16 protein-coding genes and 5 tRNA genes are annotated in these 20,651 nt (G+C 62.2%); 12 read left to right on the top strand and 9 right to left on the bottom strand.

The window, feature by feature from the left end:
• Position 1: 1 nt before the first annotated feature.
• From nuoL to F8K16_RS00710, 7 genes are all read left to right on the top strand, one after another.
• Positions 2–1,987 carry an NADH-quinone oxidoreductase subunit L gene (nuoL, locus tag F8K16_RS00740; RefSeq protein WP_294945562.1) on the top strand — a complete coding sequence of 662 codons (1,986 nt, stop codon included), beginning with the start codon at positions 2–4 and terminating at the stop codon, positions 1,985–1,987.
• A gap of 57 nt (positions 1,988–2,044) precedes the next feature.
• On the top strand, positions 2,045–3,559 hold the full coding sequence (locus F8K16_RS00735; RefSeq protein ID WP_294945560.1) for an NADH-quinone oxidoreductase subunit M: 1,515 nt from the start codon (positions 2,045–2,047) through the stop codon (positions 3,557–3,559).
• A 24-nt stretch (positions 3,560–3,583) separates the two neighbouring features.
• Complete coding sequence (nuoN, locus tag F8K16_RS00730) at positions 3,584–5,038, top strand: NADH-quinone oxidoreductase subunit NuoN (protein ID WP_294945556.1); 1,455 nt, start codon at positions 3,584–3,586, stop codon at positions 5,036–5,038.
• Positions 5,038–5,370, top strand: coding sequence for a DUF2818 family protein (locus tag F8K16_RS00725; RefSeq protein ID WP_294945553.1), 333 nt, complete (start codon positions 5,038–5,040; stop codon positions 5,368–5,370). The genes nuoN and F8K16_RS00725 overlap by 1 nt, the downstream gene beginning before the upstream one ends.
• A 449-nt stretch (positions 5,371–5,819) precedes the next feature.
• Positions 5,820–7,019 carry an efflux RND transporter periplasmic adaptor subunit gene (locus F8K16_RS00720; protein ID WP_294945551.1) on the top strand — a complete coding sequence of 400 codons (1,200 nt, stop codon included), beginning with the start codon at positions 5,820–5,822 and terminating at the stop codon, positions 7,017–7,019.
• Positions 7,019–10,171 carry a CusA/CzcA family heavy metal efflux RND transporter gene (locus F8K16_RS00715; protein ID WP_294945587.1) on the top strand — a complete coding sequence of 1,051 codons (3,153 nt, stop codon included), beginning with the start codon at positions 7,019–7,021 and terminating at the stop codon, positions 10,169–10,171. The genes F8K16_RS00720 and F8K16_RS00715 overlap by 1 nt, the downstream gene beginning before the upstream one ends.
• Positions 10,164–11,381 (top strand): TolC family protein, encoded by a 1,218-nt coding sequence (locus F8K16_RS00710; RefSeq protein WP_294945548.1) that lies wholly within the window; start codon positions 10,164–10,166, stop codon positions 11,379–11,381. Before F8K16_RS00715 ends, F8K16_RS00710 begins: the two co-directional genes overlap by 8 nt.
• A 381-nt stretch (positions 11,382–11,762) precedes the next feature.
• On the opposite strand, the gene F8K16_RS00705 is transcribed toward F8K16_RS00710, so the two are convergent.
• The 3 genes from F8K16_RS00705 to lon all read right to left on the bottom strand — a co-directional run bounded on the left by F8K16_RS00705 (position 11,763) and on the right by lon (position 14,495).
• A tRNA-Val gene (locus F8K16_RS00705) sits at positions 11,763–11,839 on the bottom strand.
• 28 nt (positions 11,840–11,867) lie between these two features.
• Positions 11,868–11,954 (bottom strand) — tRNA-Leu (locus tag F8K16_RS00700).
• A 51-nt stretch (positions 11,955–12,005) separates the two neighbouring features.
• Positions 12,006–14,495 (bottom strand): endopeptidase La, encoded by a 2,490-nt coding sequence (gene lon, locus F8K16_RS00695; RefSeq protein WP_294945545.1) that lies wholly within the window; start codon positions 14,493–14,495, stop codon positions 12,006–12,008.
• Between the two features lie 68 nt (positions 14,496–14,563).
• On the opposite strand from lon, the gene mog reads away from it, so the two are divergent.
• From mog to F8K16_RS00670, 5 genes are all read left to right on the top strand, one after another.
• Positions 14,564–15,121, top strand: coding sequence for a molybdopterin adenylyltransferase (mog, locus tag F8K16_RS00690; RefSeq protein ID WP_294945542.1), 558 nt, complete (start codon positions 14,564–14,566; stop codon positions 15,119–15,121).
• Between the two features lie 39 nt (positions 15,122–15,160).
• Positions 15,161–15,237 (top strand) — tRNA-Pro (locus tag F8K16_RS00685).
• 58 nt (positions 15,238–15,295) lie between these two features.
• Positions 15,296–15,372, top strand: a tRNA-Arg gene (locus tag F8K16_RS00680).
• 32 nt (positions 15,373–15,404) lie between these two features.
• A tRNA-His gene (locus F8K16_RS00675) sits at positions 15,405–15,480 on the top strand.
• A 142-nt stretch (positions 15,481–15,622) separates the two neighbouring features.
• Positions 15,623–16,864, top strand: a complete 1,242-nt coding sequence (locus tag F8K16_RS00670; protein ID WP_294945540.1) for an OmpP1/FadL family transporter — start codon at positions 15,623–15,625, stop codon at positions 16,862–16,864.
• A 73-nt stretch (positions 16,865–16,937) separates the two neighbouring features.
• Here the strand turns inward: F8K16_RS00670 and raiA are convergent, their stop codons facing one another.
• From raiA to F8K16_RS00640, 6 genes are all read right to left on the bottom strand, one after another.
• Entirely contained in the window at positions 16,938–17,279 is a 342-nt protein-coding gene (gene raiA, locus F8K16_RS00665; protein ID WP_294945538.1) for a ribosome-associated translation inhibitor RaiA, read from the bottom strand.
• A gap of 74 nt (positions 17,280–17,353) precedes the next feature.
• A complete protein-coding gene (lptB, locus tag F8K16_RS00660) occupies positions 17,354–18,079 on the bottom strand; it encodes an LPS export ABC transporter ATP-binding protein (protein ID WP_294945535.1) in 726 nt (241 codons plus the stop codon).
• 1 nt (position 18,080) lies between these two features.
• On the bottom strand, positions 18,081–18,587 hold the full coding sequence (gene lptA / locus F8K16_RS00655; protein ID WP_294945533.1) for a lipopolysaccharide transport periplasmic protein LptA: 507 nt from the start codon (positions 18,585–18,587) through the stop codon (positions 18,081–18,083).
• Positions 18,571–19,119: an LPS export ABC transporter periplasmic protein LptC gene (lptC, locus tag F8K16_RS00650; RefSeq protein ID WP_294945531.1), complete on the bottom strand. Its 549-nt coding sequence runs from the start codon at positions 19,117–19,119 to the stop codon at positions 18,571–18,573. The genes lptA and lptC overlap by 17 nt, the downstream gene beginning before the upstream one ends.
• 2 nt (positions 19,120–19,121) lie before the next feature.
• Complete coding sequence (locus tag F8K16_RS00645) at positions 19,122–19,652, bottom strand: HAD family hydrolase (RefSeq protein ID WP_294945527.1); 531 nt, start codon at positions 19,650–19,652, stop codon at positions 19,122–19,124.
• A complete protein-coding gene (locus F8K16_RS00640; RefSeq protein ID WP_294945524.1) occupies positions 19,649–20,641 on the bottom strand; it encodes a calcium/sodium antiporter in 993 nt (330 codons plus the stop codon). The genes F8K16_RS00645 and F8K16_RS00640 overlap by 4 nt, the downstream gene beginning before the upstream one ends.
• Positions 20,642–20,651: the final 10 nt, after the last annotated feature.

Here is a 20,651-nt window from a genome sequence, read left to right as displayed (position 1 = left end):
CATGAGCACACTGCATACGGTTCTGACCATCATCCTGATCGCACCGCTGATCGGCTCGATCATCGCCGGTCTGTTCGGTCGCCAGATCGGTCGCAAGGGCGCCCACAGCGTCACCATCGCCGGTGTGGCCATCTCCACCGTGCTGTCTGCATGGGTGTTCTGGCTGTTCATCATTCAGGGGCATGAACCCTACAACGCACCGCTGTACACCTGGATGGTGAGTGACGGCATCAAGTTTGAGATCGGCTATCTGGTGGACAGCCTGTCTGCCACCATGATGCTGGTGGTGACCTTTGTCTCCCTGATGGTGCACATTTACACCATCGGCTACATGGATCACGATGCCGACTATCCCCATGACAACCCCTATTACCAGCGCTTCTTCAGCTACATCTCGCTGTTTACGTTCTCCATGCTGGCGCTGGTGCTGGCCAACAACTTCATGCAGCTGTTCTTCGGCTGGGAGGCCGTGGGGCTGGTTTCTTACCTGCTGATCGGCTTCTACATGAAGCGGGAGTCCGCCATTCAGGCCAACCTGAAGGCCTTTCTGGTCAACCGGGTGGGGGATTTCGGCTTCGTACTGGGCATCGCCGTGATCGTGCTCTACTTCGGCACGGTGGACTATGCCGAGTTCTTCGCCGGGCTGGAACAGCACAGGAATGACACCATCGACTTCGGCTGGGGACCGGTGTCCATGATTACCGCTGCGACGCTGCTGCTGTTCGTGGGCGCCATGGGCAAATCCGCCCAGATGCCGCTGCATGTGTGGCTGCCGGAATCCATGGAGGGCCCGACGCCCATCTCCGCCCTCATTCACGCGGCGACCATGGTGACTGCCGGTATCTTCATGGTGGCGCGTTTCTCGCCTGCCTATGAACTGTCTGAAGTAGCCCTGAGCGTGGTGCTGCTGGTGGGTGCCATCACCGCTTTCATGATGGGGCTGCTGGGTCTGGTGCAGAACGACATCAAGCGGGTGGTTGCCTATTCCACCCTGTCACAGCTGGGCTACATGACCGCCGCACTGGGGGTTTCCGCCTACGCGGCCGGCATGTTCCATGTCATCACCCACGCCTTCTTCAAGGCGCTGCTGTTCTTGGCGGCCGGTTCGGTGATCATCGCCATGCATCACGATCAGGACATCCGCAACATGGGTGGACTCAAGAAGTACATGCCGATCACCTACTGGACCATGCTTATCGGTGCGCTGGCGCTGATCGGTTTCCCTGGCTTCTCCGGCTTCTTCTCCAAGGATTCCATCATCATGGCCACCGCGGAATCCGAACAGTTCGGCGCAGGCTTCGCTCATCTGCTGCTGGTGGCCGGTGTCTTCGTGACCGCGCTCTATACCTTCCGCATGTTCTTCATCGTCTTCCACGGGCCGGAAAGCGAATACGTGCGCACCCACGAGATTCACGAGTCGCCCAGGGTGGTCACCATTCCGCTGATCCTGCTGTCCATTCCGGCGGTGCTGGTGGGCTGGCCCCTGATCGAGGGCGTGCTCTCCGGCAGCTACTTCGCCGACAGCATCCGCGTGCTGCCGGAGCATGACGTGCTGCGCGAAATCTACGAGCATGACTATCATGGTGCCTTCAACATGGTGCTGCATGGCCTGATGTCCGTACCCGTGTGGCTTTCCTTCGCCGGTGTGGCCACGGCCTGGTTCCTGTATCTGAAGCGACCGGATCTGCCGGCGAAGATCCAGCAGGCGTGCATGCCGTGCTATCGCGTGCTGGTGGCGGGCTATGGTTTCGACCGCTTCAACGAGATCGTCTTCGTCAATGGCAGCCGCCGTCTCGGAGAGTTCTTCTGGAAGGTAATCGACCAGACCCTCATCGACGGCTGGCTGGTCAACGGCACTGCCAATACGGTGGCAGCCGCCGCGCGCAACTGGCGCCAGATGCAGACCGGCTACCTGTACCACTACGCCTTTGCCATGATCTTCGGTCTGCTGATCCTGCTGCTGTGGGCGGTGTGGGCAATCAAGTGACGGACTGGATGACAAGAACGAGCACACTCAACGGAATCTGAAAAGGAACATCACATTATGTCAGTCGGCTATCCCATTCTCAGTACCCTGATCTGGCTACCGATCGTGGCGGGTGTCATCGTGCTGTTCGCCGGACGCAACAATCCGGCGCTGGCCCGCTGGCTGTCGCTGATCACCGCCATCGTGACGTTCCTCCTTTCGCTGCCTTTGTGGTTCGAATTCGACCGCACCACGGCCGCCATGCAGTTCGTCGAGCGCTTCGACTGGATTCCCGCCTACAAGATTCAGTACTTCCTCGGCGTGGACGGGCTGTCCATGCCGCTGGTGCTGCTGACCACCTTCACCCAGGTGCTGGTCATCGCTTCCGCGTGGGAGGTGATCAGGGAGCGGGTGGAGCAGTACATGGGCGCCTTCCTGATCATGCAGGGTCTGATGACTGGTGTGTTCGTGGCGCTGGACGCGGTGCTGTTCTATGTATTCTGGGAGGCGCTGCTGATTCCCATGTTCATCGTCATCGGTAAGTGGGGTGGGCCGCGCCGTGTGTACGCCACGCTCAAATTCTTCCTGTACACCTTCTTCGGCTCCGTGTTCATGCTGGTGTCCTTCCTGTACATGTACTATCAGGCGGGCAGCTTCTCCATTCTGGATTTCCACAACCTGCCTCTGGGCATGACCGCACAGATTTTGATCTTCCTGGCGTTTTTCATCGCCTTTGCGGTCAAGATTCCCATGTTCCCGGTGCACACCTGGCTGCCCGATGCCCACGTGGAAGCACCCACGGCCGGCTCCGTGGTGCTGGCGGCCATCATGCTGAAGATGGGTGGGTACGGTTTCGTACGCTTCAGCCTGCCGATCACCCCCGATGCCTCCCACATGCTGGACTGGCTGGTGATCGTGCTGTCCCTGATCGCCATCGTCTATATCGGCTTCGTGGCGCTGGTGCAGCATGACATGAAGAAGCTGGTGGCCTATTCCTCCATCTCCCACATGGGCTTCGTCACCCTGGGCATGTTCGTACTGTATGACATCGTTGAGAGCACAGGCGGTCTCAAGGGCGCGCAGCTGGGGCTTGAGGGTGCCATGGTGCAGATGATCTCCCATGGCTTCATCTCCGGCGCCATGTTCCTGGGCATCGGCGTGCTGTATGACCGCCTGCACACCCGCGAGATCAGCGCCTATGGGGGCGTGGTCAACGTGATGCCCTGGTTCGGCTTCTTCGCGGTGCTGTTCGCCATGGGTAATGTGGGCCTGCCGGGCACGTCCGGCTTCGTGGGCGAGTTCATGGTCATTCTGTCCAGCTTCATGGCCAATCCGTGGTACGGCATTCTGGCCGCCTTCACCCTGATCATCGGCGCAGCCTATACCCTGTGGATGATCAAGCGGGTCATCTTTGGTGACATTCGCAACAGGGAAGTGGCCGAGATGCAGGATCTCAACAAGCGCGAGTTCGCCATCATGACTGCGCTGGCGGTGGCGGTGGTTGCGCTGGGTGTCTATCCCTATCCGCTGATGGATGTGATGCATGCTTCGGTGGAGCATCTCATCCAGCAGGCCATGACTTCCAAACTCTAAGCACACAAGGCAGGAAAAGACGCAATGACATTCGAGATTCCCAACCTTTCTCTGGCGTTGCCCGAAATCGTGCTGCTGACGCTGACCTCGCTGCTGCTGGTGGCGGATACCTTCTGGTCGCGCACCTGCCGTGACTGCACCTACTGGGCCACGCAGATCACGCTGGTGATCGTCGGCTGGCTGGTGTTCTCCGATTTCGCCACCCAGACGCAGGTGACCTTTGACGGCAGCTTCGTGCGCGACACCCTGTCGGATGTGCTCAAGCTGTTCATCGTGGTGGTGAGCATCGGCATCTTCCTGTTCTCCCGCGAATACCTGCTGCAGAACAGGGCCTATTACGGCGAGTTCTTCGTGCTGGGTCTGTTCGGCGTGCTGGGCATGTTCGTCATGGTCAGCGCCTACAATCTGATCACCCTCTATCTGGGGCTGGAGATCATGTCGCTGGCACTGTACGCCATGATCGCCATGCAGCGTCACTCCGACCGCGCTTCCGAGGCGGCCATGAAGTACTTCGTGCTGGGCGCGCTGGCTACCGGCATGATGCTCTACGGCATGTCCATGCTCTATGGCGCCACCGGCACGCTGGAGCTGACTGGCATTGCTCAGAAGATCGCTTCCGGTGAGGTGGACAACGCGGTGCTGGCCTTCGCGCTGGTGTTCATCGTCATCGGTCTGGCCTTCAAGCTGGGAGCGGTGCCGTTCCACATGTGGGTGCCGGATGTGTATCACGGCGCGCCCACGGCCATGACGCTCTATCTGGCTTCCGCGCCCAAGATCGCGGCCTTTGCCATGCTTTACCGCCTGCTGTGGGACGGTCTGCAACAGGCGCTGCCGGACTGGCAGGGCATGCTGGTCATTCTGGCGGCGCTGTCCATGGTGGTGGGATCGGTCATCGCCATCGCCCAGACCAATCTCAAGCGCATGCTGGCCTATTCCGGTATCGGTCATGTGGGCTTCGTGCTCATGGGGGTTGCGGCCGGTGACGCGGAAGGTTTCGCCAGTGCCATGTTCTACATCGTGGTCTATGCCATCACTTCCGTGGCGGCCTTCGGCCTGATGATCTCCCTGGCACGTGCCGGCATGGAGTTCGAGGAAATCGACGACTACAAGGGGCTGAACGATCGCAATCCGTGGCTGGCGCTGATGATGCTGTTCGTCATGTTCTCCATGGCGGGCGTGCCGCCGTTCATCGGCTTCTTCGTCAAGGTGGCGGTCATCGAGGCGGCGGTCAATGCCGGACTGGTCTGGCTGGCGGTGCTGGCCGTGGTCATGGCGGTGGTGAGCGCCTTCTACTACCTGCGCGTGGTCAAGGTGATGTACTTTGACAAGCCCGTGGAGACCAGCCGGCTGGAGCCCATTTCCACCCAACTGGGGCTGGCGGTGAGCCTGTCTGCTTCCGTGCTGCTGCTGTTCGGTCTGTTCCCGGGCTGGATCATGGAGCTGTGCTACCGCAGCCTGGGCCTGAGCGTGGTCGCCTGATGAGTCAGGACATTGCCATCTATCTGCTGATCGCCACGGCGTTCGTGCTGGCCAACCTGCCCTGGCTGTTCGAGCGCCGCCTGTTCCTGTTCATCGATCTCAAGCGCATCAAGCCCTTCTGGCTGGGATTGGTGGAGTGGAGCGCCTATTTCGGCCTGTCCGTGCTGTTCGGCTATCTGCTGGAAAAACGGGTCATGGGCACGGTCTCACCGCAGGACTGGGAGTTCTGGGTGACCGTATTTTTCATGTTCATGATCTTCGCTTTTCCCGGCTTCATCTACCGTTACAACTTCAGGCGCTATCTGCGCGCCGCTGAGAAGCACCCGGGTTGACCTGCCACCGTGGGGTCTGTATAGTCGGAACCATGCGTATCCTTTTGCTGACATGTTCTCTGCTGTTTGCAGCTGCTTTCTGGGCGGTGCCAGCCATCTCCGCGCCGTCTGAATCGCAGGCGCATGATTGCTGCTGTGAGCAGGGGTGCGACATGTCCGCACACGGCTGTCAGCATGACGGCCAGAAGCTGGCAGGTGATCACTGTGACGACCAGTGTTCCTGTGCCACACACTGTTCCGTTACCGGCCACGGTGTCAGTCTGGCCAGCAGCAGCTGTCTTGTCTGCCCCGTGTCGGTTGCCTCTGCAGCTGTTTCTGCGATTGAAGCCTTCTTTTCCTCCAAACCGGCGGATCTGCCTGACAAACCTCCGCGTCTGACCGCCTGATTCTCATCAGGGCCGTGCCTGTGGCACGGAAACAATCGGTTGGACTCTCTGGAGGAACATCCTATGAAAATGCAACGACGTCAGCTGCTGCGCTGGGGCGCGGCGGGTCTGCTGGCACCTTTTACCGCAGTACGGGCGGAAACCGTCAAATATGTCTGTCCCATGCACCCGCAGATCGTGCAGGATCATCCCGGCACCTGTCCCATCTGCGGCATGACGCTGGTCAAAAAAATCTTCAAGGAAGAGCAGGGCGCGCCATCGGTCAAGGTGGGCACCGGCGGTGGCCAGGGTGAAAAACAGGGGCTGGCCATCCGCACGGCCATGGTCCGGCGTGTCACCCTGTGGAAGTACCTGCCCACCTACGGCACCATCCAAGTGGATGAAAGTCGTCTGGTGCATGTGCATCCCCGGGCCAGCGGCTGGATTGAGCAGCTGGCCGTGCGCGTGGAGGGAGAGACGGTCGAGAAGGGTCAGCTGCTGTTCCGCTACTACAGCCCGGATATCGTCGCCGCGCAGGAGGAGTGGCTGCTGGCGCTGAAACAGGGCAGTCGCAGGCTGGCCGAGGCCGCCGAGCGCAAACTGCGCTATCTGGGGGTGGATCGCGCCACGCTCAAAGCCATCCGTCGCCGTGGCAGGGTGCAGGAAACCGTGCCGGTTCATGCGCCACAGGGTGGCGTGGTGCAGCATCTTAAAGTGGAGCCGGGCATGTATATCCGCCCGGTGGATGAGGTGATGCAGATTGCCGACCTGTCCAAGGTCTGGGTGATGGCGGCGGTCTATCCGCAGCAGCAGCAATGGATCGCCCCGAACAAGTCAGTGGAGGTGCGTGTGCCCGGCGTGCCGGACCGCTACTGGGAGGGCTTCATCGAACAGATCTATCCGGATGTAGATACGAAGACGCGCACACTCAGGGTGCGTGCCACACTGGACAACCGTGATGGCGCGCTGAAGCTGGGCATGCCGGTGCAGGCGGTCATTTACGGCGGGCCGAAGCGCGATGTGCTGGCAGTGCCGGAATCTGCGCTCATTCAGCTGCCGGATGAGATCCGCGTCGTGAAGGTGATGAAGGATGGCAGCTTCAAACCGGTTCCGGTAGTGGTGGGTATGCGCACGAAAGGCCTGGCCGAGATTCTCTCCGGTCTGGAAGAGGGCGATCGCATTGTCACCTCCGGCCAGTTCCTCATCGACAGTGAGAGCCAGCTGCAGGCCAATCTGAACAAGCTGGCCAACCCCCATGCCGGTCATGGGAAAGGGGGTGAATGATGATCCGGGCCATCATCGATTTTTCCCTGAAGAATCGGGTGCTGATCCTGATTCTGGCAGTGCTGCTGGCTGCATGGGGCTGGCGCGCCATGGAAAAGACACCACTGGACGCCATACCCGATCTGTCCGATGTTCAGGTGATCATCAAGACCAGTTATCCCGGGCAGGCGCCACAGGTGGTAGAGGATCAGGTCACCTATCCCATCGCCAGCGTGATGATGTCGGTGCCGGGCGCCAAGGTGGTGCGGGGGTATTCCTTCTTCGGTGACAGCTATGTGTATGTCATATTCGAAGATGGTGCCGATCTCTACTGGGCACGTTCCCGGGTGCTGGAATATCTCAATCAGGTGCAGGCACAGCTACCGCCCGGGGTCACACCCACGCTGGGGCCGGATGCGTCCGGGGTGGGCTGGGTGTTCGAATATGCACTGGTGGACCGCAGCCACAGGCATGATCTGGCCGATCTGCGCACCCTGCAGGACTGGTTTCTGAAGTATGAGCTGCAGGCCATCCCGGGCGTGTCGGAGGTAGCCACCGTCGGTGGCATGGTCAAGCAGTATCAGGTGGTGGTGGACCCGGTGCGCCTGCAGGCGTATGGCCTGCCATTGACCAAGGTATCCAGGGCCATCCGCGAAGCCAGCCGGGAGACGGGTGCGTCAGTCATCGAGCTGGGCGAGGCGGAATATGCCGTGCGCATGAAAGGCTATGTCACCGATGTGGATCAGCTGCGCAAAGCGGTGGTGGCAGTGGATGTGAAAACCCAGCTGCCCATCCGTCTGGAAGATGTGGCCGAGGTTCGGCTGGGGCCGCAGATGCGTCGCGGCATTGCTGAGCTGAACGGCGAGGGCGAGGTGGTCGGCGGCATCGTCATCATGCGTGATGGTGAAAACGCGCTGGATGTGATCAACCGCGTCAAGCAGCGCATTGCCCAGCTGAAAAAGAGTCTGCCCGAGGGGGTGGAGATCGTCACCACCTATGACCGCTCCGCGCTGATCAAGCGGGCGGTGAACACCCTGCGCGACAAGCTGATCGAGGAGATGATCGTCGTCGCGCTGGTGAGCCTGCTGTTTTTGTTCCACATGCGCTCGGCGCTGGTGGCGGTCATCGCCCTGCCGCTGGGGATTCTGGGCAGCTTCATCATCATGCGCGAACTGGGCATCAGCGCCAACATCATGAGCCTGGGCGGCATTGCCATCGCCATCGGTGCCATGGTGGATGCGGCCATCGTCATGATCGAAAACGCCCATAAGCACCTTGAGCATTATGAAAAGGAGCACGGGCACCGGCCCAGAGGCGCGGAACACTGGCGCGTCATCCGCGAGGCGGCCATTCAGGTGGGGCCGGCGCTGTTCGTGTCGCTTCTGATCATTACGCTCAGCTTTCTGCCGGTGTTCGCGCTGGAAGGGCAGGAAGGGCGGCTGTTCAGCCCGCTGGCCTATACCAAGACTTTCGCCATGGCGGTGGCGGCGGGCCTGTCCATTACGCTGGTGCCGGTGCTGATGGGCTACTGGATCCGCGGGCGCATCGTCTCCGAGGCGCGCAACCCGCTCAATCGGCTGCTGGTGTGGCTCTACCGCCCGTTCATCAATGGCGTGCTGCGCTGGCCGCTGCTGACGCTGGCCCTGATGCTGGTGCTGGCCGCATCAGTCATCTACCCGTGGCAGAAACTGGGCACGGAATTCATGCCGGCGCTGGAGGAGGGTGATCTGCTCTACATGCCCACCACGCTGCCGGGGGTGTCCATCGCTGAGGCACGACGCATCCTGCAGACCACCGATGCGCTGATCAAAACCTTTCCGGAGGTCAAAAGCGTCTTCGGCAAGGTGGGGCGTGCGGAAACGGCCACCGACCCGGCACCGCTGACCATGATCGAGACCACCATCCAGCTCAAACCACGGGATCAGTGGCGGCCCGGCATGACGCTGGACAAGCTGATCACCGAGCTTGACCGGAAAGTGCGTCTGCCCGGACTGACCAATGCCTGGGTGCAGCCGATCCGCACCCGGATTGACATGCAGTCCACGGGCATCAAGACGCCCATCGGCATCAAGGTGACCGGCGAAGACCTGGCCACCATTCAGAAGATCGGTACCGATCTGGAGCGGGTGCTGGGCAAACTGCCCGGAGTGCGTTCGGTCTTTTCCGAGCGGGTTTCCGGCGGGCGCTACATCGAGATTCTGCCCGATCGTGATGCCGCGGCCCGCTATGGCCTGAACATGGAGCAGCTGGCGCAGATCATCGCCTCCGCCGTAGGGGGCAGGAACCTGGCTCAGACCATTGAGGGGCGGGAGCGCTATCCGATCAACCTGCGCTATCCGCAGCAGTGGCGCAACAGTGTGGAAGCGCTGAAGAGCCTGCCCATCGTCACCCCCTCCGGCGCGCAGGTTCCGCTGGGAGAGGTGGCCCAGGTGAAGATCACCCTTGGCCCGCCCATGATCAAATCGGAAAACGCACGCCTGACCGGCTGGACCTTCGTGGATCTGGAGCCGGGTGTGGATCTGGCCGCCTTCGTGCGCCAGGGGCAGCAGGCCGTGGCGGACAATATGAAACTGCCGCCCGGCTACAGCCTCAGCTGGACGGGACAGTATGAGTACATGCTGCGGGCGCAGGCCAAATTGCAGCAGATCGTGCCGGTCACCCTGCTGGTGATCTTCATCCTGCTCTATCTGGTGTTCCATTCGGTGCGGGACGCGCTGCTGGTGATGCTGCTGATGCCGTTCGCGCTGGTGGGCAGCCTGTGGCTGATCGAGCTGCTGGACTACCGCCTCTCCGTGGCCGTGGGCGTGGGCATGATCGCCCTGGCTGGCGTGGCGGCGGAGTTTGGCGTGGTGGTGCTGCTCTATATCCGCGAGGCCATTGCGGAAGCCAGGGCATCCGGTCGGCTCAACACCCTGACCGAGCTGCGTCAGGCCATTGTGGCCGGCACGGTCAAGCGGGTGCGTCCCATGGCCATGACGGTGAGCGTGGTCATCGTGGGGCTTTTGCCCATCATGTGGTCGGATGGCACCGGTGCGGATGTGATGAAGCGCATCGCCGCGCCCATGATCGGTGGCATGGTCACCGCGCCGATGGCGGCCATGCTGCTGCTGCCGGCGCTGGTCTATCTGCTCATGCGCCGTGAGATCAGACAGAAGGAGTCCGAAAATGCTTAAACGAATGATCATGCTGGTCGTGGTGGGCTGGCTGGGGCAGGTGCAGGCGGCCGATCTGAATGCCCTGATGCAGCGTGCCGCCAGGGCACACCCTCAACTGGAGGCGGCCGAGGCGGCCATTGAGGCGGCGCAGGCGAAGCGGCGGGAGGCGGAAGCCGCCTTCAAGCCCGAGGTGCATTTTCAGGCGGAGCAGAGCTACGCCTGGATGAAGACCGACTTTGCCCGCTCCAGCCTGTTGTTACGAGGTGACTGGACCTTGTGGCAGCCGGCAAAAAGCGCGGCGGTGCGCGCGGCCGGGGCGCAGGCACAGGTGGCTGAACAGCGCCGTCAGGTGCTGCTGTTGCAGCTGGAGTGGGAACTGGTGCAGGCGTGGAGTGCATGGCAGCAGACCAGCGTTCGGCTGGACGCCCTGCGTCGCAAGGAGAAGGTGCTGGCCGACCTGCTGGGTCAGATGGAGCAGGGCTACGGCGCCGGACGGGGCATGCTCAGCCGGGTGCTGGTGATCAGACGCCGACTGGCGGACAACCGCGCCATGCAGGCCACATTGAAGATGCAGCAGGCGCGCCAGCAGGCGGTGATCGAAGCGCTGACAGAAGAAGCGGTCTCGCTGGACCCTGTCGAGGCGCCGGAGCTGGCCGGCATCCGCCCGCTCAAACAGCCGGACTGGCGGCAGACCCCCTTTCTGCGCCTGATCGACACGCAGATTGATGCCGTGCAGGCACAGCGCCAGCAGGCTCGAGACCAGTACAAGGGGCGGCTGGCCGTCTTTGCCCTCGGGGTGCGCAACGACAGCGGCGGGCGCTTCTACGACGACATGGAAGGTGCGCGCGTCGGCGTGCAGTATGCCGTGCCCCTCTATACCGGCGGTCGGCTGGAGGCCCGCGCCGACAGCCTGCGTGCCGACATGCGCCGCCTCACAGAGCAGCGCCGTGCCCAGCTGCTCAAACTGAAACAGGCCTGGCAGCAGGCGCAGGCGGTGCTGGAACAGGCAGAGCCGCGCGATCAGGCCCTGGCCGAGCGGCAGAAGGCGTCCGAGGAAGACGAAGAGGCCCGTCGCCTGCTGCTGGGCAGCGGTCAGCTCAGCATCCAGACCGTGCTGGAAAGCGCGCTGGCGCGCATTGACGCCGAGCAGGACCGTCTGCTCAACCGCTGGCAGGCATGGCAGGCCATGCAGCAGCAACGCTACCTGCGTGCCGAACTCAAACCCTAGCCCATCCTCCTGCTTGTGGAGCGGTTTCAGGGGCCTTCGGGCCCCTTTTTTGATTCCAGAGCCGGGAAAAATGACCACCTGCCGGCGCGGGGAGCAATAGACGCTGTAAAAATGGGGGAGACCCCGTTTCAGGTCGGTCTCAAGGTGGAAAAGGGTGGTTTTCCATGGTCTTTCGGCCTGCGCGGCGGTGCGCTCCGCGCGGCATTCTGCAAGATCGGGGGAGACCCCGTCAAAAAGCGGTTTCTGTCTTGAAAAAGGCGGCAGGTGTTGGATTTGCAGGCATTTTTTTACCGCATTGCCGGCGTGGAAAAATGGCAATCTGCAAAATCAGGGGAGACCCCGTTGCGTGGAAGCTTTTCAGGAGAAAACTAGGGAGAGAAGTGGTAGGCGCGACTGGAGTCGAACCAGCGACCCCCACCATGTCAAGGTGGTGCTCTAACCAGCTGAGCTACGCGCCTACGATGTGATGCCGATAGTGGCTTCGATTGGTACCAGCGGTCGGACTCGAACCGACACGGGTTTTACCCCAACGGATTTTGAATCCGTCGCGTCTACCAGTTCCGCCACGCTGGCCTGACAGAGGCGGAATTCTATAGAACCGACCGGGGCGCGTCAAGCGGAATGTCAGCTTTTGCACCCTTCGGCCGCCTGCGCGGCCTCCCGCTCCAGCCACGCCTTGAGGGCGGGGGACTTGCTGCGGATGTTGAAGGCCAGCCGTGCCACTTCGTCATAGTGGCGGGCGAAATGCACCTCCAGCCCTTCCTTCAGATAGTTCGGCAGTTCCTCGAAGTCCTTGCGGTTGTCCTCCGGCAGCACCAGCGTGTGAATGCCGGCCCGGCGGGCGGCGATGACCTTTTCGCGGATGCCGCCCACCGGCAGCACCTGTCCGGTGAGGCTGAGCTCGCCGGTCATGGCCAGCGGCTGGCGCACCGGCTCGCCCCGCGCCAGGGAGAGCAGGGCGGTGGCCATGGTGATGCCGGCGCTGGGGCCGTCCTTGGGCGTGGCGCCGTCGGGCACGTGCAGGTGCACGAAGGCGCGGTCGAAGAACTCCGGATCCGCCTTGTAGCTCTGCAGGTGCGAGCTGATGTAGCTGTAGGCGATGTTCGCCGACTCCTGCATCACCTCGCCCAGCTGGCCGGAGAGCTTGAAGCCGCGGTTGAGGGTGTGCACGCGGGTGGCCTCCACCGTCAGGGTGGCGCCGCCCATGGCGGTCCAGGCCAGCCCCACCACGGTGCCGATCAGTCGCGGATGCTTTTCCGCATGGAAGCGGGGCTGGCCCAGATAGTCGGGCAGGTCGCTCACGTGGATGGTGAGACTGTCCGCCTCGCCGGTGACCAGTTTCATGGCCGCCTTGCGCACGATCTTGCCCAGTTGCTTCTGCAGGGAGCGCACGCCGGCCTCGCGGGCGTAGCCCTCGATCACATGGCGGATGGCCGCTTCGGTGATGCGCAGCTGGCTGCGCTTCAGCCCCGCTTCTTCCAGCAGGCGCGGCCACAGATGGTGCCTGGCGATGGCCACCTTCTCTTCGGTGATGTAGCCGGACAGGCGGATCACTTCCATGCGGTCCAGCAGGGGGCCGGGGATGGTGTCCAGCTGGTTGGCGGTGCACACGAACAGCACGTTGGACAGGTCGAAGCGCACGTCCAGATAGTGATCGAGGAACTCGCTGTTCTGCTCCGGGTCCAGGGCTTCCAGCAGGGCCGAGGCCGGGTCGCCCTGATAGCTGGCGCCGATCTTGTCGATCTCATCCAGCATGATGACCGGATTGGCGGTGCCGACGGTCTTGAGCGCCTGGATGAACTTGCCCGGCATGGCGCCGATGTAGGTGCGCCGGTGCCCCTTGATCTCCGCCTCGTCGCGCATGCCGCCGACGCTGAAGCGGTAGAACTTGCGTCCAAGCGCCTCGGCGATGGATTTGCCGATGGAGGTCTTGCCCACGCCCGGCGGGCCCACCAGCAGAATGATGGCGCCGGAAACCTCGCCCTTGAGCTTGCCGACGGCGATGAACTCCAGAATGCGTTCCTTGACGTCCTCCAGCCCGTCGTGACGCCTGTCGAGCACCTTGCGGGCGTGGTCGAGATCAAGCCGGTCCTCGCTGTGCACCCCCCATGGCAGCTGGGTGAGCCAGTCGAGCCAGTTGCGCGACACCGCGTATTCCGGCGAGTGGGGATCGAGCACGCTGAGTTTGTCCAGTTCCTCTTCCGCCTTGGCGCGCGCCTCTTCCGTCAACTGCAGCTTTTCGATGCGCTCGCGGAACAGATCCACATCCGCGGTGCGGTCGTCCTTGACGATGCCCAGCTCCTTCTGGATCTCCTTGAGCTGCTGCTTGAGGAAGAACTCCCGCTGATGCTGGGAGAGGTTTTCCTCCACCCGTTCGCGGATGTTGGTCTGGATGCGGGAGATCTCGATCTCGTCCTTGATCAGCTTGAGCGCCTTCTCCAGCCGCTCGCTCAGATTGAGCGTCTCCAGCACCTCCTGCAGCTTCTCGCCCTCGGCGGTGGTGAGCGTGGCGGCGAAATCCGCCAGCTGGGCGTGGTTGGAGGGGCCGAAGCGGTTGAGGAAATAGCGCAGCTCCTCACTGTAGAGCGGGTTGAGCGGCAGCAGCTCCCGGAAGGCGTTCATCAGCGCCAGCCCGTAGGCTTTCAGCTCGGTTTCGGAGGCGTCGTGAACATCCTCCGGGTAGTCCACCACCGCTCTGTAGGGCGGCTGTTCGGACACCAGATGGTCGATGCGGAAGCGGCGCAGCCCCTCGGCGATGAGCTGGATGTAGTCGTCCTTCACCTTCAGGTCATGGATGCGCACCACCGTGCCGATGCGGGCCAGCTCCTCCGGCCTGGCGCGCTGGTTGTCCTCGGCGGTGGTGAACACCACGCCGATGACGTTCTGCTTGGCCTCCGCCACCGCTTCGAGCGTTTCGAGCCAGGCGTCCTTGTTGAGTACCACAGGCAGGGTCTGACCGGGAAAGAAGGGCCGGTCCTTGATGGGCAGCAGGTAGAGTGTGCGCGGCAGCTGGGCGTCCGCTTTCGCAGGCGGCGTGTTCTCCTCGACCAGCTCCGCCTCTTTCGGTTCCTCCGCAGACGGGGTCTCCCCTGTTTTTACCTGTTCCTCGCTCATGGCACTCCTGAAAATTCGGTTTGACGCTATCATATGGCGGTTGAACGGGTCATTTTCAAGGTTTGCTTATGAAAAACAAGGTCAGGATCGGGTTTGTGACAGTCTCGGACCGCGCCAGTCAGGGCGTGTATGAGGACAAGGGTGGGCCGGCCATGCAGGACTGGATCGGCAAGGCGCTGAAGACACCGTGGGAGCCGGTGGCGCGGCTGATTCCGGACGAACAGCCGGTCATCGAGGCCACCCTGAAGGAGCTGGCGGATGAGGCGGGCTGCTGCCTGATCCTCACCACCGGCGGCACCGGCCCGGCCAGGCGGGATGTGACGCCGGAGGCCACCGAGGCGGTGTGCGACAAGATTCTCGACGGCTTTGCCGAGCAGATGCGCGCCGTCTCGCTGCAGTATGTGCCCACCGCCATTCTGTCCCGCCAGATCGCCGGCGTGCGCGGCAGCAGCCTGATCATCAACCTGCCGGGCAAGCCCTCGGCCATCGCCGAGTGTCTGGAGGCGGTCTTTCCCGCCGTGCCCTACTGCATCGACCTGATAGAAGGGCCGTATCTGGAAACCAACGAGGATTTCATCAAGGCCTTCCGTCCGAAGCACGCCAAAAAACCGGCGGAGCAAGCTTGACACCCGCAGGGGCGCTTCCTACAATACGCGCCACATTTTCGGAGTGTAGCGCAGCCTGGTAGCGCACCAGTTTTGGGTACTGGGGGTCGTGGGTTCAAATCCCGCCACTCCGACCAGACACCCCGGGCTGCGTCCCGGGAACCCATGCCTTTCGTGCCGAAGGGTCTCGAATGAGCGCCCGTAGCTCAACTGGATAGAGCAACGGCCTTCTAAGCCGTAGGCTGCAGGTTCGAGTCCTGCCGGGCGTGCCATCCAAGGCCGCCGGGTGTTCCACCACACTATGGTGGGTGTAGCTCAGTTGGTAGAGCCCAGGGTTGTGATCCCTGTCGTCGCGGGTTCGAGTCCCGTCACCCACCCCATCTTCCCCCGCACTATTCCGTTACTTCCATAAACGATGCTGATTGCTTCCGTTTGCATCCTTATGCGACGGTACGCGCGCATGTGATAGCATTTGCTGCAGTTTTACGCATACTGCAATCACGCATGGAGGTCGAAATGAAGATGAAAAGAATCGCACTGGCCATGGCGGTCGCCGCACTGAGCGCACAGGCACAGGCGTCGGGTTTTCAGCTGTTCGAGCAGAGTGGCAGTGGGCAGGGGCGTGCCTTTGCCGGCATGGGCGCGGCCAGTGACGACGCCTCCGTGCAGTGGTACAACGCCGCCGGTCTGACCGCCATCGATGGCCATCAGGTGATTGTGGGCGCCCATTACATCAACCCGCGGGCCAAGTTCAGGGACGATGGCTCTACAGTTGCCGGCCTCCAGCCCGGCCCGGATTCGGATGGGGGGGAGAGCGCCGTGGTGCCCAATCTGTTCTGGAAGGGGCGCTGGAGAGACTATGACCTGGGTCTGAGTGTGGTGACTCCATTTGGCCTGGAAACCCGTTATGACAGTAATTGGCTGGGGCGTGGTGCCGGAGTCAAATCTGATCTGAAAACTATCAATATCAATCCGTCGGTGGCGCGCAAGGTGGGCAACTGGTCGTTTGGCGCCGGTATCAGTGCGCAATATCTCGATGTGACATTGACTCGTAATGCTTTGGTCACTCCCGGATCGGATGCCGAAGTCAAGTTATCTGGTGATAGCTGGGCGTGGGGGTATAACCTGGGCGTTCAATGGCAGCCGACGGACAAGGATGTGCTTGGCGTCAGCTATCGTTCTACCATGGATCAGAAGGCTCAGGGCGAGGCGAAGGTGACAGTTCTGGCAACGGGGGCTGTTTTAAGTAATCAGGGTGCTTCTGCAAAGGTCACACTGCCGGCTGTCGTGGATCTGTCATGGCGTCATGATTACAGTGATCACCTGAGTGTGCTGGCCAGTGCCACTTGGACAGGATGGAGCAGCTTCAAGGAATTGCGTGTGGTCAACAGCAGCGGTTCAACCATTGCGCTGACCCCTGAAAACTGGCATGACACCTGGCGGCTGGCGCTGGGCGCCAATTACCGCCTGAACGGCAAGTGGCTGGTGCGGGGCGGGGTCGCCTATGACCAGACACCGGTGCGGGACGCCTACCGCACGGTGCGCATTCCCGATAATGACCGCCGCTGGCTGTCACTGGGCCTGCGCTATGATGTAAGCCCGACTGTCAAGGTCGATGCGGCCTATACCCATGTCTTTACCGACATCACCCCGATTGATGAAAAGGTCTATGCTGCGGATGGCACCACTTATATCGGCAATCTGACCGGTTCTTACGACAGCAGCGTGGACATCTTCTCGCTGCAGTTGGTGTGGAACTACTGATCAGCCAGAGCCTCTCTCAACAAAAAGCCCCGTCGTTGACGGGGCTTTTTCGTTCCGGCAGTTCCAGTGGCTGTCAGGAGGCTTCCGCTTCAGTTGCTTCCATGCCTTTCACGCCGCCGCTTTTCTTGTTGTGGCCGCGGATCTTTTCCTTGTGCTTGACGATCTGGCGGTCCAGTTTGTGAATCATGCCGTCGATGGCGGCGTACATGTCATCCTTCTCGTCCTTGGCGAAGAAGTCATGGCCGGCCACATGCACGGTGGCTTCCGCGATCTTGAAGGCGCGCTCCGAAGTCAGCACGACATGCACATTGAGCACCTGATCGAAATGGTGCTTGATCTTTTCCAGCTTTTTGGTGATGTGGTCACGAAGCGCATCAGTGATTTCGATGTGATGACCGGTGATTTCAAGTTGCATGATGGCTCCTTTGTGTTGATGTTTTTCGGAGTGTTGCAGTTTCAATGTATAGGAGGGGGCGGGGAGATTCAACCTCAGACGGTGAAATCCTCGCCCAGATAGTGGGCGCGCACCTGCTCGTTTTCCACGATCTCCTCAGGCGTGCCGCGGGCCAGAATGGTGCCGTTGGCGAGGATGTAGGCGGTGTCGCACACGCCAAGCGTCTCGCGCACGTTGTGGTCGGTGATCAGCACCCCGATGCCGTGGGCCTTGAGGTGGTGGATGATGTGCTGAATCTCCTTGACGGAGATGGGGTCCACGCCGGCGAAGGGTTCGTCCAGCAGGATGAACTTGGGTTCCGCCGCCAGCGCCCGGGCGATCTCCACCCGCCGCCGCTCGCCACCGGAGAGCGCCTGGCCGGGCTGGTCGATGATGTGATTGATCTGCAGCTGGTCGAGCAGCTCGCCGAGTTTTTCCTCCCGCTGACGGCGGGACAGTTCGGGGCGCATTTCCAGCACGGCGAGGATGTTCTCGCGCACGGTCAGGCGCCGGAAGACGGACGCCTCCTGCGGCAGGTAGCCGATGCCATGGCGGGCGCGCAGGTGGATGGGCAGCCGGGTCAGCTCGGTGTCGTCGAGAAAGATGCGCCCCGCATCGGCCGGCACCAGTCCCATCATCATGTAGAAGGTGGTGGTCTTGCCGGCGCCGTTGGGGCCGAGCAGGCCGACCACCTGGCCGCTGTGCACGTCGATGTCCACGGCGCGAACCACCTCCCGCTTGCGGTAGCGCTTGGCCAGTCCGCGGGCGTAGAAGTGAGCCATGTCAGGGGGTCTCCCCGGCCTGTGGCGGCAGCACCAGCTTCACCCGACCCTTGCCGCCGTCGGCCTCGAGCCGCTGGCTGTCCGGCCAGTAGCGGATGACCGCGCCATTGAGCTGTTCACCGGTCTCGCTCTCGATGTGGGCGGCCTTCTCAAGCCGCAGCTGGCGTTCGGGCTTCAGGGTGTAGGTGATGGTGTGGGCATGCCCGTGAATCCAGCGCTTTTTTTCGTAATCGAACTTCTTGAAGCGGGCCGGCTGGCCAATGACGACAGCCTTGCGGATTTTGCCATCCACTATGGTGACGGTCAGCGTGTCGCCGGTGATGGTGAGCCTGCCCTGGGTGATGATGACATGGCCCAGATAGTGGGCCACGCCCTCCTTCTGACTGGCCTTGAGGCTGTCGGCGCGGATCTCGATGGGCTGTGTCCGGTCAGGATCATCCGCCCCATGGGCGAAAGGGACGGACAGCAGCAGAAACAGCAGCAGAAGGCGGTCAGGGCGTCGGAACATAATGGCTGGTGACATCTTTTTTCAGTTCGAGTCGCTCGGCGTCCAGCCACAGGGTCATGCCGGTGCCGCGCGTCCAGTTGTCCTTCTGGCGTATTGTAACCAGCGTGTCGCTCTCCATGCGGCGGGCGTCACTCAGGTAGCGCAGCTGCTCGGTGGTCAGCAGCAGCGGAGCGGGGTCCGTCTGACGCTCAAGCAGCACGCGCACCTGGCCGCTCAGCTGATTGACCGGTCCAGTCTGTTCACCCTTGCGGGCGCTGAACCAGTAGGTATTGTCGGGCTGGTCGATGCGCCCAGTCGGCACTGTCAGCAGGGTGCGTTTCCGCGGGAAATGCACCACCCGTTGGGCATGGAGGGCGGCGCTTCGGCCCTCCCTGACCTGCCAGACAGTGGCGTTTTCACCCTGCCAGTCGGGCAGGGTGGTTTTTGAAGCGGTGGTCGAGGAGGGGGGGGCGGGCTGGTTGGCGTGGTTGTAATAGATCAGCGCCCCAGCAAGGGCGATCAGCGCGAGGGCGGTCAGCAGGCGGCGCGGCATGGTCAGCGCAGGTAGAAGGCCATGATCTCTTCCCAGCGGCCCTGTGCCTTGAGAATCAGCTCGCATAGCTCGCGCACGGCGCCCTGACCGCCGGGGTGCTGGCTGACAAAGTGCACATGGTGGCGCAGGGTGGGATCACCATTGGCCGGCATGGCCGCCAGGCCCACCCGGCGCAGGATGGGCAGGTCCAGAATGTCATCGCCCATGTAGGCCACCTGTTCCGGTGTCAGTCCGCACTCTTTCATCAACGCCTCGAAGGTGGGCAGCTTGTCCGGCACACCCTGATAGACGTATTTCACCTTCAGGTCGGCCATGCGGCGGGTCACCACCTCGGAGGTGCGGCCGGTGATGATACCGATGTCCAGACCCGCCTGCTGCAGCAGCACCATGCCGTGGCCGTCGCGGGTATGGAAGGCCTTGTATTCGATGCCGTTGTCGCCGTAGAACAGGCGGTTGTCGGTCAGCACGCCGTCCACATCCAGCAGCAGCAGGCGGATCTTCTCGGCACGGCGTTCAAGGGGTGACAGGCTCATGTGGCGGCTCCGGAAAAGTACAGCAGAACAAGATAGGCGGCAAAGCCTGCGCTCAGCAGGCTGCCCTCGATGCGAGAGATTCTAGCAGGCCCGCGCCACAGCGGCAGGGCGAACAGCAGCATCAGCAGGGTGAAGGCCAGCATGATGGGGTAGTCACGGGTGACGATGCCCGCATCCAGCGCACCGGGGGCGATCAGTGCCGGCATGGCCACCACGGTGAGCAGGTTGAACAGGTTGGAGCCGACCACATTGCCCACCACCAGGTCCGCCTCCCCCTTGCGGGCGGCGGTGATGCCGGCAGCCAGCTCCGGCAGGCTGGTGCCGATGGCGATGATGGTCAGACCGATGACGGCGTCCGACACGCCGAAGTGGTGGGCGATCTCCACCGCGCCCCAGACCATGAGCTTGGCGGCCAGCATGAGCACGATCAGGCCGCCGAGGGTCATCAGCCAGGCCTTCTTCAACGGCATCTTTTCCAGCGTGGCCAGCTCCTGCTCCATCTCCTGTTCCAGGGGATCGGAGGCGGGTGCGGCCCGGTTGATGTGGATCATCCACGCCATACTGGCGAAGAAGGCGACCAGCAGCATGACCCCGTCAAAACGGCTCAGCCGGCCATCCAGAAACAGCAAGCCGGCGGCGACGGTGACGCCGATCAGCAGCGGCAGCTCCCGCCGCAACACGCTGGAGCGCACGCCCAGCGGTACCAGCAGAGCGGTGGCGCCCAGCACAAGACCGATGTTTGCGATATTGGAGCCGATGGCGTTGCCCACCGCCAGCCCGGGCGCGCCATCCAGGGCGGCCAGGATGGAGACGATGATCTCCGGCATGGAGGTGCCGAAGCCCAGGACCACCACGCCGATGATCAGTGGGCTGATGTTCATGTGGGCGGCGACGGCTGCTGCACCTTCGATGAAGGCGTCGGCGCTTTTGATGAGCAGCCAGAGGCCGATGATCAGCCCCAGTGCGGGCAGGGCGAGTGTGCTTATCATGTTTGCTTAT

It is taken from the genome of Sulfurivirga sp. (genome assembly GCF_015490265.1).
GTDB lineage: Bacteria > Pseudomonadota > Gammaproteobacteria > Thiomicrospirales > Thiomicrospiraceae > Sulfurivirga.
This window is presented reverse-complemented; position numbering and strand designations above follow the sequence as displayed.

Excerpts from the sequence above, each read along its gene's own strand:
- nuoL (WP_294945562.1), top strand. The coding sequence starts at position 2 with ATGAGCACACTGCATACGGTTCTGACCATCATCCTGATCGCACCGCTG.
- F8K16_RS00735 (WP_294945560.1), top strand. The coding sequence starts at position 2,045 with ATGTCAGTCGGCTATCCCATTCTCAGTACCCTGATCTGGCTACCGATC.
- nuoN (WP_294945556.1), top strand. The coding sequence starts at position 3,584 with ATGACATTCGAGATTCCCAACCTTTCTCTGGCGTTGCCCGAAATCGTG.
- F8K16_RS00725 (WP_294945553.1), top strand. The coding sequence starts at position 5,038 with ATGAGTCAGGACATTGCCATCTATCTGCTGATCGCCACGGCGTTCGTG.
- F8K16_RS00720 (WP_294945551.1), top strand. The coding sequence starts at position 5,820 with ATGAAAATGCAACGACGTCAGCTGCTGCGCTGGGGCGCGGCGGGTCTG.
- F8K16_RS00715 (WP_294945587.1), top strand. The coding sequence starts at position 7,019 with ATGATCCGGGCCATCATCGATTTTTCCCTGAAGAATCGGGTGCTGATC.
- F8K16_RS00710 (WP_294945548.1), top strand. The coding sequence starts at position 10,164 with ATGCTTAAACGAATGATCATGCTGGTCGTGGTGGGCTGGCTGGGGCAG.
- lon (WP_294945545.1), bottom strand. The coding sequence starts at position 14,495 with ATGAGCGAGGAACAGGTAAAAACAGGGGAGACCCCGTCTGCGGAGGAA.
- mog (WP_294945542.1), top strand. The coding sequence starts at position 14,564 with ATGAAAAACAAGGTCAGGATCGGGTTTGTGACAGTCTCGGACCGCGCC.
- F8K16_RS00670 (WP_294945540.1), top strand. The coding sequence starts at position 15,623 with ATGAAAAGAATCGCACTGGCCATGGCGGTCGCCGCACTGAGCGCACAG.
- raiA (WP_294945538.1), bottom strand. The coding sequence starts at position 17,279 with ATGCAACTTGAAATCACCGGTCATCACATCGAAATCACTGATGCGCTT.
- lptB (WP_294945535.1), bottom strand. The coding sequence starts at position 18,079 with ATGGCTCACTTCTACGCCCGCGGACTGGCCAAGCGCTACCGCAAGCGG.
- lptA (WP_294945533.1), bottom strand. The coding sequence starts at position 18,587 with ATGTTCCGACGCCCTGACCGCCTTCTGCTGCTGTTTCTGCTGCTGTCC.
- lptC (WP_294945531.1), bottom strand. The coding sequence starts at position 19,119 with ATGCCGCGCCGCCTGCTGACCGCCCTCGCGCTGATCGCCCTTGCTGGG.
- F8K16_RS00645 (WP_294945527.1), bottom strand. The coding sequence starts at position 19,652 with ATGAGCCTGTCACCCCTTGAACGCCGTGCCGAGAAGATCCGCCTGCTG.
- F8K16_RS00640 (WP_294945524.1), bottom strand. The coding sequence starts at position 20,641 with ATGATAAGCACACTCGCCCTGCCCGCACTGGGGCTGATCATCGGCCTC.